Source organism: Micromonospora sp. WMMD737, assembly GCF_049179055.1.
Classification (GTDB): Bacteria; Actinomycetota; Actinomycetes; order Mycobacteriales; family Micromonosporaceae; genus Micromonospora; species Micromonospora reichwaldensis.
The window spans coordinates 3,317,501-3,330,712 of record NZ_JBMHMH010000001.1; the positions used below are offsets into that span (position 1 = coordinate 3,317,501).

Here is a 13,212-nt window from a genome sequence, read left to right on the forward strand (position 1 = left end):
ACGTGGGTCCAAAGGCGGTCCCGGCGTGCCAGAGTGTCTGTCATGGCTGACCTCTCGCGCACCCGGGTGACCGTGCTCGCCGAGGACGCGCTGACGGGACTGCTGCTGCCGTTCTGGCAGCTGGTCATCGGCGCCTTCGTGGTCTTCGTCGTCCTGGTCTCGGTAGCTCGGCTGGCCCGCCGTGGTCGGTCCCGCATGACGACGGCACTCCTGGTCACGGCCGCCGCGATCGCCGGCTTCGCCGTGCTGGGCGTACTGCTTCAGGGGTGAGCGTCAGAGGCGGCGGTTCGCGAGGCTCGGCAGCTCGGCGCGGATCGTCCGCAGCCGGTCGAGATCGAGGTCGGCGACGGCCAGGCCCGGGCCGTCGGGCACCTGGGTGAGCACCGTCCCCCACGGGTCGACCACCATGCTGCGTCCGTAACAGGTCCGGCTCGGCTCGTGGTCGCCGACCTGTCCCGCCGCGGCGACGAAACACTGGTTCTCGATCGCCCGCGCGCGTAGCAGCACCTCCCAGTGGTCCCGCCCGGTGTGGACCATGAAGGCCGCCGGCACCACGAGCAGCTGGGCGCCGCCCTCGACCACGAGCTGCCGGTACAGCTCCGGGAACCGCAGGTCGTAGCAGATCGACAGGCCGACGCGAAGGCCCTCGACGTCGACGACCACCGGCTGGTCGCCCGGGGCAACGGTGGCCGACTCCAGGTAAGAGACCCGGCCGGGGATCTCCACGTCGTACAGATGGATCTTGCGGTAGCTGGCGGCGAGCGTGCCGGAGCGGTCGAAGACCAGGGAGGTGTTCCAGGTGCGGGCCGGATCCGGCCCGCGCTCGTGGATCGATCCGGCGATCAGCCACATGCCCAGCCGCCGGGCGACGCCGGCGAAGAACTGGCCGACCTCGCCGTCGACCGGCTCCGGTTCGGGGAGCCCCGCAGCGGGGCCGAGGTAGTCGACGAACTCCGGCAGGAGCGCCAGGTCCGCGCCGGCTGCCGCCGCGCGTTCCAGCAGGTCCTCCGCAGCCGCGAGGTTCGCCTTACGGTCTTCCCGCGAGTTCAGCTGACAGACGGCGACGCGCATGGGGATCAGCGTACGACCGGAGGGGGCGCGGCGACAGCGTCGAAGCGGTGGCGGGGCTCCCGGGCCACGGGTGGATCGAGCCTCCGGCGTCGGTCGGGCCGGACACGACACCGCGCCCGACCGGAGCGGTCGGGCGCGGCGGCGGTGGATCAGGCCGACTTCTCCTCGCGGTCCCGCCGGGCACGCCGGCCGGTGAACTCGCGGGGAACGATCGTCGGGTTGACGTTCTCGAGCACCACCTCGCGGGTGATCAGCACCCGGGCGGCGTCGGGGTTGCTCGGCACCTCGTACATCACGGAGAGCAGGACCTCTTCCATGATCGCGCGCAGGCCGCGGGCGCCCGTGCCGCGCAGCATCGCCTGGTCGGCGATCGCCTCCAGGGCCGGCGGCTCGAACTCCAGCTCGACGCCGTCGAGCTCGAAGAGGCGCTGGTATTGCCGGACCAGGGCGTTGCGCGGCTCGGTGAGGATGCGCACCAGGGCGGTGCGGTCGAGGCTGCGCACGTTGGTGATCACCGGGAGCCGGCCGATGAACTCGGGGATCAGGCCGAACTTCAGCATGTCCTCCGGCATGACCTGGCTGAAGATGTCGTCGGTCGACCGCTCGGAGACCGACCGGAGCCGGGCGCCGAAGCCCGTGCCGCCGTGGCCGGTGCGGGCCTCGATGATCTGGTCGAGCCCGGCGAAGGCACCACCACAGATGAACAGCACGTTCGTGGTGTCGATCTGGATGAACTCCTGGTGGGGGTGCTTGCGCCCGCCCTGCGGCGGCACGTTGGCCACCGTGCCTTCCAGCATCTTCAACAGCGCCTGCTGGACGCCCTCGCCGGAGACGTCCCGCGTGATCGACGGGTTCTCCGACTTACGGGCGATCTTGTCGACCTCGTCGATGTAGATGATGCCGGTCTCGGCGCGCTTGATGTCGTAGTCGGCGGCCTGGATCAGCTTGAGGAGGATGTTCTCCACGTCCTCGCCGACGTAGCCGGCCTCCGTGAGCGCGGTGGCGTCGGCGATGGCGAACGGCACGTTCAGCATCCGCGCCAGGGTCTGCGCCAGGTGGGTCTTGCCGCACCCCGTCGGGCCGAGCAGCAGGATGTTGGACTTGGCCAGCTCGACGGCGTCACTGCCGGAGCCCGGCGCGCCGGCCGCCTCGGCCTGGATCCGCTTGTAGTGGTTGTAGACCGCGACGGCGAGCGCCTTCTTGGCCTGGTCCTGCCCGACGACGTAGGTGTCGAGGAACTGGCAGATCTCCATCGGCTTGGGAAGCTCTTCCCACTTCACCTCGCCGGACTCGGCCAGCTCCTCCTCGATGATCTCGTTGCAGAGATCGATGCACTCGTCGCAGATGTAGACCCCGGGGCCCGCGATGAGCTTCTTGACCTGCTTCTGCGACTTACCGCAGAACGAGCATTTCAGTAGGTCGCCGCCGTCACCGATCCGTGCCACCTACGTTCTCCCTGCACTCGTCGGCCGGAGACCCGGCCCTCGCCTGCGGACGTGGAAGCGTCCGCCTCGTTTCACCCCGCTCGTCCACCCCGCCGGCGTACCGGTGGAGCGGCACAGACCCGACGTTACCCGCTGGCGGGGGTTTCTCCGACCCCCAAAACGGGTGTGTCAGACGGTCGGCCGGGAGCGGACTCCCGGCCGACCGCGACCCGAGCTGTTCAGCTGGCGGCGTTGGCCGCCAGCAGGCCCTTCTTGCGGCTGGTGAGGATGGTGTCCACCAGCCCGTACTCCTTGGACTCCTCGGCCGTCATGATCTTGTCACGGTCGATGTCCTTGCGGACCTTCTCGATCGGCTGGTTGCAGTGCCGCGAGAGCATGTCCTCGAGCTGCGTGCGCATCCGCAGGATCTCCCGGGCCTGGATCTCGATGTCCGAGCCCTGCCCGTAGCCGCCCTCGGTGGCCGGCTGGTGGATGATGATCCGCGAGTTCGGCAGCGCCATCCGCTTGCCCGGGGTGCCGGCGGCCAGCAGCACGGCCGCCGCGCTGGCCGCCTGGCCGAGGCAGACCGTCGAGATGTCCGGCCGGACGTACTGCATGGTGTCGTAGATCGCCGTCATGGCGGTGAACGAACCGCCGGGCGAGTTGATGTACATGATGATGTCGCGGTCCGGGTCGGTGCCCTCGAGCGTCAGCAGCTGCGCCATCACGTCGTTGGCCGACGCGTCGTCGACCTGGACGCCGAGGAAGATGATCCGGTCCTCGAAGAGCTTGTTGTAGGGGTTGGACTCCTTGACCCCGTACGACGTGCGCTCGACGAACGACGGCAGGACGTAGCGGTTGTGCACGGCCGCGAACTGGGGCGGCAGGCTCAGGTCGGTCATCGTCAGCTCCTCAGCTCAGGGTCCCGGCGCCATCCGGAACCTGGGCGGCCCCGATGATCACCTTGTCGATGAAGCCGTAGTCCAGGGCCTCCTGGGCGGTGAACCAGCGGTCGCGGTCGGAGTCCGCCTCGATCTGCGCCTGGCTCTGGCCGGTGTGGTGCGCGACCCGCTCCTGGAACATCCGCTTGGTGTAGAGCATCTGCTCCGCCTGGATGGCGATGTCGGACGCGGTGCCGCCCAGACCGCCGGAGGGCTGGTGCATCATGATCCGCGCGTGCGGCAGGGCGTAGCGCTTGCCCTTGGTGCCGGCGCAGAGCAGCAGCTGACCCATCGACGCCGCCATGCCCATCGCCACGGTCGAGACGTCGTTGTCGATGAACTGCATGGTGTCGTAGATCGCCATGCCGGAGTAGACCGAACCGCCCGGCGAGTTGATCCAGAGGTTGATGTCGCGGTCCGGGTCCTCCGCGGCGAGCAGCAGGAGCTGCGCGCAGATGCGGTTGGCGACCTGGTCGGTCACCTCGCTGCCCAGGAAGATGATGCGTTCCTTGAGCAACCGGTTGTAGACCGAGTCGTCGAGGTTGCCAATGGTGTCGCCACCGCGGGCATCGATCGCCCGGTGCGGCTTCGCTTGGATGTGCATGTCGGTCATGGCAGCCCTTCGCTCTCCGTACCGTCCTACCCGACACTAACCGCTCAGCCGGATGGCAGAGCGCCGGTCCGGGCAGTGTTCGCTATCAGCGCAGTACCGCCGAGGCGTACCCGAAAAGGGAATCGGCCGCCGTCCACCGCAGGCGGCGGACGGCGGCCTCCCCGCACTGTCAGTGCTCGTGGTTGTGCTCGGCCTCGTTCTCGGCGCGCAGCGCGTCGAGGGTGACCTCGTTGCCCGCCGAGTCCTTGATCTTGATGCGCTCCATGACCGAGGCCAGGGCCTTGCCCCGCCGCACGTCACCGAAGACGGCGCCGGCCGCGCCCGAGCGGACCAGCTGGTCGTAGTACTGCTGCGGAGCCATCCCGGCGCGCTGGGCCCGGTGCACGATCTCGTGGCCGAACTCGTCGTCGGAGACCTGTACGTCCTCGGCGTCGGCCAGGGTGTCCAGCAGCAGCTGGACCTTGACGCCCTCGGTCGCCGCCTCGGTCAGCTCGGCGTCGATCTGCTCCTCGGTCTTCTCCTCGGCCGCGAGGTATTCCTCCAGGGAGGCGCCGATCCGCTCGAGCTGGTCGACCATCGCCTGCTTGCGGCTCTCGACCTCCTCGCGGACGATGCCCTCCGGCGCCGGCACCTCGGCGGCGGCCACCATCTGCTCCAGCGCCTTGTCGCGGGCCGCGTAGATCTGCTCGACCCGCTTGCCCCGGGTGACCCGCTCCCGCAGGTCGCCGCGCAGCTCCTCGATGGTGTCGAACTCGCTCGCCATCTGGGCGAACTCGTCGTTGAGCTCCGGCAGCTCCTTCTCCTTGACCGTGCGGACGGTCACCGCCACCTCGGCGTCGCGGCCGGCGAAGTCGCCGCCGACGAGCTGGGTGGTGAAGCTGGTGTCCTCGCCGGCGGCCAGGCCGACGACGGCCTCGTCCAGGCCCGGGAGGAGCTGCTTGCTGCCGACCTCGTGGGAGATGTTGCTGGCGGAGCCGCCCGGCACGTCCTCGCCGTCGACGGTCGCGTTCAGGTCGATCTGGACGTAGTCGCCCTCCTGGGCGGCCCGCTCGACGGTCTTCAGGGTGGCGAACCGCTCGCGCAGGTTCTTCACCTGCTCGTCGATCTCGCTGTCGTCGATCTGGAGCTCGTCGACGGTCACCTCGATGGTGGCCGGGTCCGGCAGGGTGATCTCCGGGCGGACGTCGACCTCGGCGGTGAAGTTCAGCGAGTCACCGTCGTTGAACTCGGTGATCTCGACCTCGGGGCGGCCGAGCGTCTTCAGGTCGTGCTCGCGGACGGCGGCGAGGATGTTCTGCGGGATGGCCTCCTGCACCGCCTCGTTGAGGACGGTGCCCCGGCCGACCCGCTGGTCGATCACGGCCGCAGGAATCTTGCCCTTGCGGAAGCCGGGCACCTGGACCTGCTGCCCGATCTCCCGGTACGCCTTCCTGAGGCTCGGCTCGAGCTCGACGAACGGCACCTCGATGGCGAGCCGCACGCGCGTCGGGCTCAGAGTCTCGACGGTGCTCTTCACAGGCGTACTCCTTGACGGATCTCGGTTTTAGTCTGGGCGTGATAAGCCCATCGAGTGTAGGCGAGCCGGCCGGAGGCACCGGCAGCGGCCGGGGACCGCACAGAGGGCGACCCCGGCGACCGGCCGCGGACGACAGTCGGGGTGGCGGGATTTGAACCCACGGCCCCTCGCTCCCAAAGCGAGTGCGCTACCAAGCTGCGCCACACCCCGTGGCGACGAGCAGTCTATGCGGTCGCGGCCCGCCGGAAGTCCCGGGGCGTCCCTCAACGCGCCGAAGGGGGACCAACCGGACATCCGACGCTCCGACACCACCCCGCCGGGGATACGGCCGCGCGGAGCACGCGGGTCATTCGGTACGCTGTCGGCGCGCCCTGCGATGGCGGGGCGCACGCGGGCGTAGCTCAATGGCAGAGCTTCAGTCTTCCAAACTGACGGTGCGAGTTCGATTCTCGTCGCCCGCTCCAGCAGGACCGGCCCAGGTCAGCGGCGTTGCCGCCGAGCCTGGGCCGCTCTCGTTTCAGCCCTCTTTGATCTTGCGTGCCACTGGCGTGCCAGTAGCGCCGCCGTACGGTGACCGCCATGAAGCGGACCGAGGTTCTGCGCGATCTCCTGCACAACGGCCGGGGCTACGACGCGCCGCAGCTAGAGTCGCTCGCCGCCGAACTCGGCCTGCCCGTGGCCGACGTCCTCGTGGTCGCGGGCCATCCGGTGCCGGGGCACCTGCTGCCGCCGGACCGCGACAAGGGCATCATGCGCGCGTTCGTCTACCGCGTGACGTACTGCAACCACCCACAGCTGGCGGCCCTGCGTGAGTTTCTGCTCGCCATGCCGGATGAGGGCGCGGCGCCCGAGCCTCGGCCGGCTCGCGATCCGGCGGACCCGGAGCCGTTTCCGGCCGTCCTGCACGGTCTTATGCGTAACCGCGGCTTCGGGGTACGGGAGTTCCCATTCGTCGGTCTGTCGATGAGCACCATCAGGGGCCTGCTGGGCGGGGCATGGCACCGACTCACGCAGCTACAGGCGGTGGCCGGGCCGCTGGGCTGGAGCAAGGAGGACCTGGCCACGCTCGCGGGCGAACCGCTGCAGCCTCTCGACTACGGTCCAATGTTCTGTCACCACGTTGGCGCGGTGTTCCTGGCCGCTGTCCCCCGCACAACCGAACAACTGGTGCGCGCCGCCCGTGAGGCGGACCGACTGAGCGCGCGCGAGGACCAAGGCGCCTGGCAACCGGTCTCCCAAGGCATCTACGACTGCCCGACCTCTCAGATCCGCTCCAGCTAGGACAGCGCGTACGTGTCCTCGATCTCGTGGCGGCTGCCGGGCATCACCAGCACCGACGTCATGATCGGGTCGCCGGGTGCCTGGTGAACGGTGATGACGATGCTCATCACCGACTCGTCGGCCGCCATGTCCAACGCTCCTCAGCCTCGGCCTCGTCCACTCGGCACGCCGTCATCCGCTCGGGTGCGTGGTCGGCTCGTAGGCCCTTCTGACGCGCGATGAGGTTCAGTAGGCCGCGATCGGGTCCGTCTTGGTGATGTCGGTGCCGGCCGCGATGTCCACCGGCACGAATGTGGCGACCAGGTCCACCGGCCCCGCCTCCGAGACAGTCCGGCGGTGCCGCTCGTAGACCGGCGTGCCCTCCGGAATCGCTCGATGGCCTTGAGGAGCGCCGGGCTGAGTTGTTGGCGGCGTGCCAGACTGCCCGGCCGCGCTACTCCTCTGGGTTCGCCGCAATGAGTAGATGGCCCCACTTGCGCTGAGACCAGCTCAACAGTCCAAGAAGGAAGACGACGAGACCTCCTAAGGTCCACAGCACGCCGACCCTCTGGCTGCCAGGGAAGGAGACAACACCTGCGACCAGAAGAACTCCGACGACGGCTACCAACGCGCCCGCCGCAGGCTGCAGCCATCGCGGTAGGCGGTTCGAACGGCTCTTATGCAGCAGATACTCCCCGTACTTGCGGGCGGCTTCGGATACCTTGGGATCCGGCGCTGACTGTCCCTCCTTCGCTCGCAGTACGGCCTCACGTCGCTGCTGGGCACTCACCCGACGCCAAGCGGTGCGGGCCTGCCGTCGCTGCTGCCAGGTAAGCACGAATAGATCATCACGCACGGCTGGGAGGGTAGCCGGTTCCGACCAGCAGGCAGTACGAAAATGGCCGTGCCGATTGCGTAGGTGGTCGTCCGCCGTCGTGGTCCCGGCAATCGCTGCCGCGCCGCTTCGCGGTTTGCCACTAAAGTACGTGGTTCAGGCGCGCGACAACCCGGCGCCACGGCAAGCCGCCCCGGCCCGAAGGCCGGGGCGGCTTGCCGTACGACGCCCGACGACCGCGCCCAGGCGAGCCGTGCCAGCCACGGGCCATAAGACGGTGCCGTAGGCGGTCACCAGCGGGCAGCGGTACCCCGCCGCCGACCAGGCATAACAGGCAGACCGGGACAGCCGGAAACGATCTTTCCTACTGACGGTGCGAGTTCGATTCTCGTCGCCCGCTCCAGCAGTACCGGCACCAGGTCAGCGGCGTTCTCGCCGAGCCTGGGCCGCTCTCGTCTCAGCTCTCTTTGATTTCGCGTGCCATCGGCGGGCCAGTAGCGCCGGCCGTGCCGTCGAGGCCGGTCCTGGTGCCGGTGGGCGATGGTTCGTTCCCCGGCCGTCCGTGACCTCTGCCGACTCGGCGGTGACCCAGACCGATCCGTGTCGCTCAGCCGAGCGGTCCCGTTGTCGCATGCGGCCGCACCGCCGGTTCGAGCAGTGACAACGTCCGCTGCTGGGCGTCGAGGCTGACGTGGATGCCGACCGGCATCGGCAGATTCGGGCCGGCGTGTCCGAACTCGACGTTGCCCAGGACCGGGATGTCACGTTCACCGAGGACGTCGAGGACCATCTCGGGCAGGGTGGGGGACGCGTCGGGCGCATCGAGCCCGTCGATCGCGTACGGGACGCCCACGACCATGCCGGAGATCCGGTCGAGGATGCCGCAGTGCCGCAGCACCTGCAGATAGCTCCACACGTACGACGCGTGGCCGCCCATTTCCTCCCAGAACAGCACCGCACCGTCGAACCACTCGAGCGGCAGCGCGTAAGGCGTCGCCTGCGCCAGCACAATCCGATTGATCACCCCGCCGATCAGCCGGCCTTCGGCACGACCGGCACGCCAGCACTCCCACGAGGGGGTGGTCGGCAGCGCACCGATGGCCTCCGTACTGGTCAGCAACGTCGAGCAAAGCCTTTCAAGTTCCGCTCGGCGCGCTGCGGACGCAACCTGCCATGCCCCGCCGAGTCCAGGCGTGGCCAAGTCGACATGGAACCCGACCAGTCCCGTGCGTGCGTAGAGCACCAGATGCAGCAGCGAGATGTCGCTGTAGCCGAGGATCGGCTTGGATCGGCAACGATCGCCTCAACGTCGATCAGGTCGAGATAGCCGAGCGCCGTCTGACCACCGTCATGCGCGATGATGGCGCGCACCTCAGGATCACGCAGAAGGGCATTGAATTCCCTGGCGATCTCCGCCGGCGCAGCCGCGCTCCACCAGTGGTGGCGCCCTGCTTCGAGTAGCGGAGCCCGACGCACGCGAAATCCCATCCGCTCGAGCACGACCATCGCCTGCTCGAGGTCGGGCTCGTAAGCGGCATGGAGCGGCCCGGAGAGCGATGCGATGACGACGAGATCCCCCGGCTTCAGGGCACGAGGCCGAAGCAGTTGAGGCAGTGCAGATCCGGTCACCGGCGCAGTGTCCCAACACGCGCAACGACACGCTACGCACTTACCGCCTGGACCGGAACGTACGGTCAGGGCGACGACCGGAGCAGGGTGAGGACCGCTTCCTCGATGGGTTCGATGACCGGATCCCCCTCGTCTGAGGTGTCCACTTCCACGACGGCGTCGACTCCGTCCGGCGGCTCGAAGATCGACCGCTGCATGTCGCCTCGCTGGAACTGGGCTTCGAGCTGTTAATCGACAGCGGCGCCGCTGACCGCTCTGGCACGGAGGCGATCGCGGATCACTGCCTCGTCGGCCACGACGTGCACCGCGAGCACCCGTGCGCCACACGTGATCAGCGCATCGAGCAACGTGTGCGACAAATCGGAATCGAGCTGGACGTCGCCACCCTGGGTGACGGAAGCGGAGGACAGCCCGAGACCGGTCTTCAACTCGTCCCGGGTCAGCAGCGGTAGCCCGAGGCGGCGCGCCGATGCGATGGCGACCGTGGTCTTTCCGGCTCCGGGAGATCCGCAGACGGCAACCACCACCGGCCTTTCCCTTCCGAGCACCCGCCGATGGTGGCAAACCTCCAGCCGGCTGTCGACGGGCCCAGAGCTCCCTGAGGTCACGAGTGCCGAGAACCTCGGCGTCGACGAACCAGCGCAAGGACGAACAGCGGCAGCGGTACGGCGAGCGTGGCGTACCACCACGGCGGCGCGGCGAACGGAGACGGACGCGGCTCCGGGCCACCGTACGCGGCCCGGACCAGCAGGTCCCCGGGCACCTCGACGTCGCTGACGCCCTCCGGGGCGGTCAGCAGCACCTGCTCCCGACCCTGGGCGGGAACCGCCGCGAGAACGGTGTGCCGCTTCGCGTGGTCCGGCTCCTGCGACTGGCGTTCCACCACCGGTTCGCCGTTCCGCCAGGCGACCAGCTCCACTGCTGAGCCGGGAACAGGGGTGGCGTCGCCGACCGGGCGGCCGGTGGCCGCGTCGAGATACTCGATGCGCCAGGAGCGCCGGAGCATCTCGGCGGTGTCGGCGCACCGGTTGGTGGCGCAGCCGTCGTATGCCAGCACGGCGATCCGCCGGCCGTCGGGGCTCCAGGCGCCCCGGCCGGCCAGCTGCCGCTGCTCGCCCAGCTCGACCTGCCACCGCACCCCGCCCCCGACGGGGTCGACCACCACCAGCCGTTCCCGCTCGGAAGCCTCCGCGGCCGGGTCGACCCGGCCCGCCACGGCCAGCAGGGACCCGTCGGGCGACCAGGCCGCCGCGCTGTGGCTGGCGAACGTGCCGACCGGCAGCACCCGCTCCGCCCCGTTCCAGGGGTCGACGGTGAGCACGTCGTCGGGCTTCGACGGGTCGTTGAGCTGCTGGTTGTCCGGCCCGTACGTGATCACGGTGTCGTCGTTGTCCCTGGTGAACAGGACCTGCCTGCCGTGCTGCGACCAGGCCAGCGGGCGCAGGCCCGGCCGGTGCGCGGGCCGTTCGTCGCCCGTCCGCAGGTCGACGAGGCTGCCGGTACCGGCACGCAGGTACCACCTGCCGTCGGGCGAGAGCATCCCGTGCGTCTCCCCCACGCTGATCGGCAACAGCCGGTAGCCGCCGGCCCGACCGACGACGACCCCGGTGGACTCGAGATAGCGGGTGTGCGCGGTGAAGAAGAGCACCGAGGCCGGGCCGACCGGGTGCTGCCCCACGGTCGCCTGCCACAGCCACGGGTCCCGTACGCGGCTGGGGACGGCGTCGGCGGGGGCCGCGTCGCGCTGCGCGGCGAGCCAGCCGGGTGTCTGGGCGGCGACGATGGCGGTGGCCGCCGCGGCGAGGAGGGTCGCGACGGTCGACGCTCGGCGCGTGCACATGGGTCCATTAGACCGGAGCCGAGGCGAGGCATCGGTGGATGACGCCGTCGGCGACGAAACCCGACCGCCCCGAGCGGCGCCGGCGCGTACCCTTCGGACGTGGAACTTGATGATCTTCCCACCGCGGAGTTCGCCTTCCCCGGGCCGCTGCGGGACCAGCTGGTGGCCGCGATCCTGTCCGGCGCGAAGACCTCCACCTCCAGCCTCGTGCTCGGCTACGAGCGGACGGACGAGCCGATGCCCGAGGTGGGTGAGCGCTCGGCGGTGGTCGACTCGGCGGGCCGGCGGGTCGCGGTGATCGAGGTGACCGAGGTACGCGTGGTCCGGCTCGGCGACGTCGACCTGCAACACGCCCTCGACGAGGGTGAAGGGTACGAGTCGGTGGCGCAGTGGCGGGCCGGGCACGAGACGTTCTGGCACAGCGCGGAGGTGCGCGCGGAGCTTGGCGACCCGGGCTTCACCGTCGACGACGACACGGAGGTGCTGCTCGAACGCTTCCGGCTGGTGCACACCGTCTGAGCGACCCGGGCGTGCGGCGGCACCCGCCGTACGCCCGGGTCGGTCGCCCGCTCAGCCCCAGTTCTGCGGGGCGGGCTGGCGGGTGGTGGCGTTCAACCGGTTGAAGAAGTTGGTCGTGGCGAGCCAGAGCACCAGCGCCGCCAGTTCCTTCTCCTCGAAGTGCCGGGCGGCCTCGTCCCACACCTCGTCGGGCACGGGGTCGGCCCGGTCGGCGAGCCGGGTCGCGGACTCGGCGAGCGCGAGCGCGGCCCGCTCGGCGTCGGTGAAGTACGGCGTCTCCCGCCAGGCGGCCAGTGCGAACAGCCGCTCCTCGGTCTCCCCCGCCTTCCGGGCGTTGCGGGCACCGGAATCGAGGCAGGCGCTGCACCCGTTGATCTGGCTGGCCCGCAGGTGGACCAGCTCCAGGGTGCTCCCCGGGACCCCGGCCGAGTGGGCCGCCTTGTAGAGCAGATTGATCGCCTTCACCGCATCGGGAAGCAGGGTCGCGGGGTTCTGCATACGGGCCTGTACGGACATCGTGTGCCGTCCTTCCTGTTACGCTGCCGACGCCCCCGCCGCAGCGCTTCCTTCTTCGTCACCCTGCTGTCGACAGCCGGAGGGGCGACGTGACAGATGTGACCCGGGCCACACGAAGGCCGGAGGCCGACCGGGATGGCGATGCCGTGAGCGACACCGACCTGCTCGCCGAGCGCTTCGAGGAGCAGCGCCAACGGCTGCGCTCCGTGGCCCAGCGGATGCTCGGCTCCCGGGCCGAGGCCGACGACGCGGTCCAGGACACCTGGCTGCGGCTCAGCCGCGCCGACGTCGACGGCATCGAGAACCTGCCGGGCTGGCTCACCACCACCGTCGGGCGGGTCTGCCTCGACCGGCTGGGCTCCAGCGCCGCGCGGCACGAGCGGCCCGCCGACGTGACCGCCGACGAGTCGACCACGCCCGGAGACGGCGAGGCCGACCCCGAGCGGGAGGCGATGCTCACGGAGTCGGTCGGGCGCGCGCTGGACGTGGTGCTGCGGACCCTCGGCCCCACCGAGCGGCTCGTGTTCGTGCTGCACGACATGTTCGCGGTCTCCTTCGACGAGCTCGCGCCCGTGGTCGACCGCAGCCCGGCCGCCGTACGGCAGATCGCCAGCCGGGCCCGCCGGCGCGTGCAGGGCGGGTCGCCGGCGCCGGAGGCCGACCGGGCCCGGCAGCGTGGGACCGTCGAGGCGTTCCTCGCCGCGTCCCGCGAGGGGCGCTTCGACGACCTGCTCACCCTGCTCGACCCGCACGTCGTCCTGCGCTCCGACGCGGCGGCCGTGCGGATGGGCGGGGCCGGCGAGGCACGCGGCTCGGCCACGGTCGCCAGCTTCTTCTCCGGCAAGGCGCAGGGGGCGCTCCCGGCGTTCGTGGACGGCGCACCGGGGGCGGTGGTGCTCGTCGACGGCCGTACCCGCCTGGTGCTCAGCTTCGTGGTCACCGACCGGATCCTCGGCATCGAGGTGGTCGCCGACCCCGAGCAGATCGCCGGCCTGGACCTGGTCGTCGGGTGACGGTCCGCGCCCCCTGAGTCGCACGTCAGGGCGCG

The 13,212-nt window shown here is 70.2% G+C and carries 16 protein-coding genes and 2 tRNA genes; 5 read left to right on the plus strand and 13 right to left on the minus strand.

Annotated elements, in window-relative coordinates; translation table 11 throughout:
- Positions 1-42: 42 nt before the first annotated feature.
- Positions 43-270: a hypothetical protein gene (locus ACN27A_RS14165; RefSeq protein WP_421453404.1), complete on the plus strand. Its 228-nt coding sequence runs from the start codon at positions 43-45 to the stop codon at positions 268-270.
- Positions 271-273: 3 nt separating this feature from the next.
- Here ACN27A_RS14165 and ACN27A_RS14170 read toward each other — a convergent pair whose 3' ends face one another.
- From ACN27A_RS14170 to ACN27A_RS14195, 6 genes are all read right to left on the minus strand, one after another.
- Entirely contained in the window at positions 274-1,071 is a 798-nt protein-coding gene (locus tag ACN27A_RS14170; RefSeq protein WP_421453406.1) for a carbon-nitrogen hydrolase family protein, read from the minus strand.
- A 149-nt stretch (positions 1,072-1,220) separates the two neighbouring features.
- Entirely contained in the window at positions 1,221-2,516 is a 1,296-nt protein-coding gene (clpX, locus tag ACN27A_RS14175) for an ATP-dependent Clp protease ATP-binding subunit ClpX (protein ID WP_132239237.1), read from the minus strand.
- Positions 2,517-2,734: 218 nt separating this feature from the next.
- Positions 2,735-3,397, minus strand: a complete 663-nt coding sequence (locus ACN27A_RS14180; RefSeq protein WP_132239239.1) for an ATP-dependent Clp protease proteolytic subunit — start codon at positions 3,395-3,397, stop codon at positions 2,735-2,737.
- A gap of 10 nt (positions 3,398-3,407) precedes the next feature.
- Positions 3,408-4,049, minus strand: coding sequence for an ATP-dependent Clp protease proteolytic subunit (locus ACN27A_RS14185; RefSeq protein WP_421453408.1), 642 nt, complete (start codon positions 4,047-4,049; stop codon positions 3,408-3,410).
- A gap of 169 nt (positions 4,050-4,218) precedes the next feature.
- The gene (tig, locus tag ACN27A_RS14190; protein WP_132239241.1) at positions 4,219-5,565 is read right to left on the minus strand and encodes a trigger factor; all 1,347 of its coding nucleotides are present in this window, start codon (positions 5,563-5,565) and stop codon (positions 4,219-4,221) included.
- Between the two features lie 136 nt (positions 5,566-5,701).
- Positions 5,702-5,775, minus strand: a tRNA-Pro gene (locus ACN27A_RS14195).
- A 180-nt stretch (positions 5,776-5,955) separates the two neighbouring features.
- On the opposite strand from ACN27A_RS14195, the gene ACN27A_RS14200 reads away from it, so the two are divergent.
- Together ACN27A_RS14200 and ACN27A_RS14205 are read left to right on the plus strand one after the other, a co-directional pair.
- Positions 5,956-6,029: transfer RNA gene (locus ACN27A_RS14200), tRNA-Gly, on the plus strand.
- Between the two features lie 115 nt (positions 6,030-6,144).
- Positions 6,145-6,846 carry a hypothetical protein gene (locus ACN27A_RS14205; RefSeq protein WP_421453411.1) on the plus strand — a complete coding sequence of 234 codons (702 nt, stop codon included), beginning with the start codon at positions 6,145-6,147 and terminating at the stop codon, positions 6,844-6,846.
- On the opposite strand, the gene ACN27A_RS14210 is transcribed toward ACN27A_RS14205, so the two are convergent.
- The 6 genes from ACN27A_RS14210 to ACN27A_RS14235 form a co-directional block, all read right to left on the minus strand.
- Positions 6,843-6,974: a hypothetical protein gene (locus ACN27A_RS14210; protein WP_421453414.1), complete on the minus strand. Its 132-nt coding sequence runs from the start codon at positions 6,972-6,974 to the stop codon at positions 6,843-6,845. The two genes, ACN27A_RS14205 and ACN27A_RS14210, sit on opposite strands and share 4 nt — an antisense overlap.
- A 1,293-nt stretch (positions 6,975-8,267) precedes the next feature.
- Positions 8,268-8,780, minus strand: a complete 513-nt coding sequence (locus tag ACN27A_RS14215) for a hypothetical protein (protein WP_421453417.1) — start codon at positions 8,778-8,780, stop codon at positions 8,268-8,270.
- Positions 8,774-9,289 (minus strand): LD-carboxypeptidase, encoded by a 516-nt coding sequence (locus tag ACN27A_RS14220; protein ID WP_421453420.1) that lies wholly within the window; start codon positions 9,287-9,289, stop codon positions 8,774-8,776. The genes ACN27A_RS14215 and ACN27A_RS14220 overlap by 7 nt, the downstream gene beginning before the upstream one ends.
- A 65-nt stretch (positions 9,290-9,354) precedes the next feature.
- Positions 9,355-9,486 (minus strand): hypothetical protein, encoded by a 132-nt coding sequence (locus tag ACN27A_RS14225; protein ID WP_421453422.1) that lies wholly within the window; start codon positions 9,484-9,486, stop codon positions 9,355-9,357.
- A 30-nt stretch (positions 9,487-9,516) separates the two neighbouring features.
- Positions 9,517-9,837 (minus strand): hypothetical protein, encoded by a 321-nt coding sequence (locus ACN27A_RS14230; RefSeq protein WP_421453424.1) that lies wholly within the window; start codon positions 9,835-9,837, stop codon positions 9,517-9,519.
- A 56-nt stretch (positions 9,838-9,893) separates the two neighbouring features.
- Positions 9,894-11,129 (minus strand): hypothetical protein, encoded by a 1,236-nt coding sequence (locus ACN27A_RS14235; protein WP_421453427.1) that lies wholly within the window; start codon positions 11,127-11,129, stop codon positions 9,894-9,896.
- A gap of 99 nt (positions 11,130-11,228) precedes the next feature.
- On the opposite strand from ACN27A_RS14235, the gene ACN27A_RS14240 reads away from it, so the two are divergent.
- Positions 11,229-11,648: an ASCH domain-containing protein gene (locus tag ACN27A_RS14240; RefSeq protein ID WP_421453429.1), complete on the plus strand. Its 420-nt coding sequence runs from the start codon at positions 11,229-11,231 to the stop codon at positions 11,646-11,648.
- 51 nt (positions 11,649-11,699) lie between these two features.
- On the opposite strand, the gene ACN27A_RS14245 is transcribed toward ACN27A_RS14240, so the two are convergent.
- The gene (locus tag ACN27A_RS14245) at positions 11,700-12,164 is read right to left on the minus strand and encodes a carboxymuconolactone decarboxylase family protein (RefSeq protein WP_393172040.1); all 465 of its coding nucleotides are present in this window, start codon (positions 12,162-12,164) and stop codon (positions 11,700-11,702) included.
- A 146-nt stretch (positions 12,165-12,310) separates the two neighbouring features.
- On the opposite strand from ACN27A_RS14245, the gene ACN27A_RS14250 reads away from it, so the two are divergent.
- Positions 12,311-13,177 carry a sigma-70 family RNA polymerase sigma factor gene (locus ACN27A_RS14250; protein ID WP_421453431.1) on the plus strand — a complete coding sequence of 289 codons (867 nt, stop codon included), beginning with the start codon at positions 12,311-12,313 and terminating at the stop codon, positions 13,175-13,177.
- The last annotated feature ends 35 nt before the right edge of the window (positions 13,178-13,212 follow it).

Bases quoted from the DNA above. Each gene is read 5' to 3' on its own strand.
- ACN27A_RS14245 (WP_393172040.1), bottom strand. From the start codon at position 12,164: ATGTCCGTACAGGCCCGTATGCAGAACCCCGCGACCCTGCTTCCCGAT.
- ACN27A_RS14225 (WP_421453422.1), bottom strand. From the start codon at position 9,486: ATGCAGCGGTCGATCTTCGAGCCGCCGGACGGAGTCGACGCCGTCGTG.
- ACN27A_RS14205 (WP_421453411.1), top strand. From the start codon at position 6,145: ATGAAGCGGACCGAGGTTCTGCGCGATCTCCTGCACAACGGCCGGGGC.
- ACN27A_RS14165 (WP_421453404.1), top strand. From the start codon at position 43: ATGGCTGACCTCTCGCGCACCCGGGTGACCGTGCTCGCCGAGGACGCG.
- ACN27A_RS14180 (WP_132239239.1), bottom strand. From the start codon at position 3,397: ATGACCGACCTGAGCCTGCCGCCCCAGTTCGCGGCCGTGCACAACCGC.
- ACN27A_RS14235 (WP_421453427.1), bottom strand. From the start codon at position 11,129: ATGTGCACGCGCCGAGCGTCGACCGTCGCGACCCTCCTCGCCGCGGCG.
- ACN27A_RS14185 (WP_421453408.1), bottom strand. From the start codon at position 4,049: ATGACCGACATGCACATCCAAGCGAAGCCGCACCGGGCGATCGATGCC.
- ACN27A_RS14170 (WP_421453406.1), bottom strand. From the start codon at position 1,071: ATGCGCGTCGCCGTCTGTCAGCTGAACTCGCGGGAAGACCGTAAGGCG.
- ACN27A_RS14210 (WP_421453414.1), bottom strand. From the start codon at position 6,974: ATGGCGGCCGACGAGTCGGTGATGAGCATCGTCATCACCGTTCACCAG.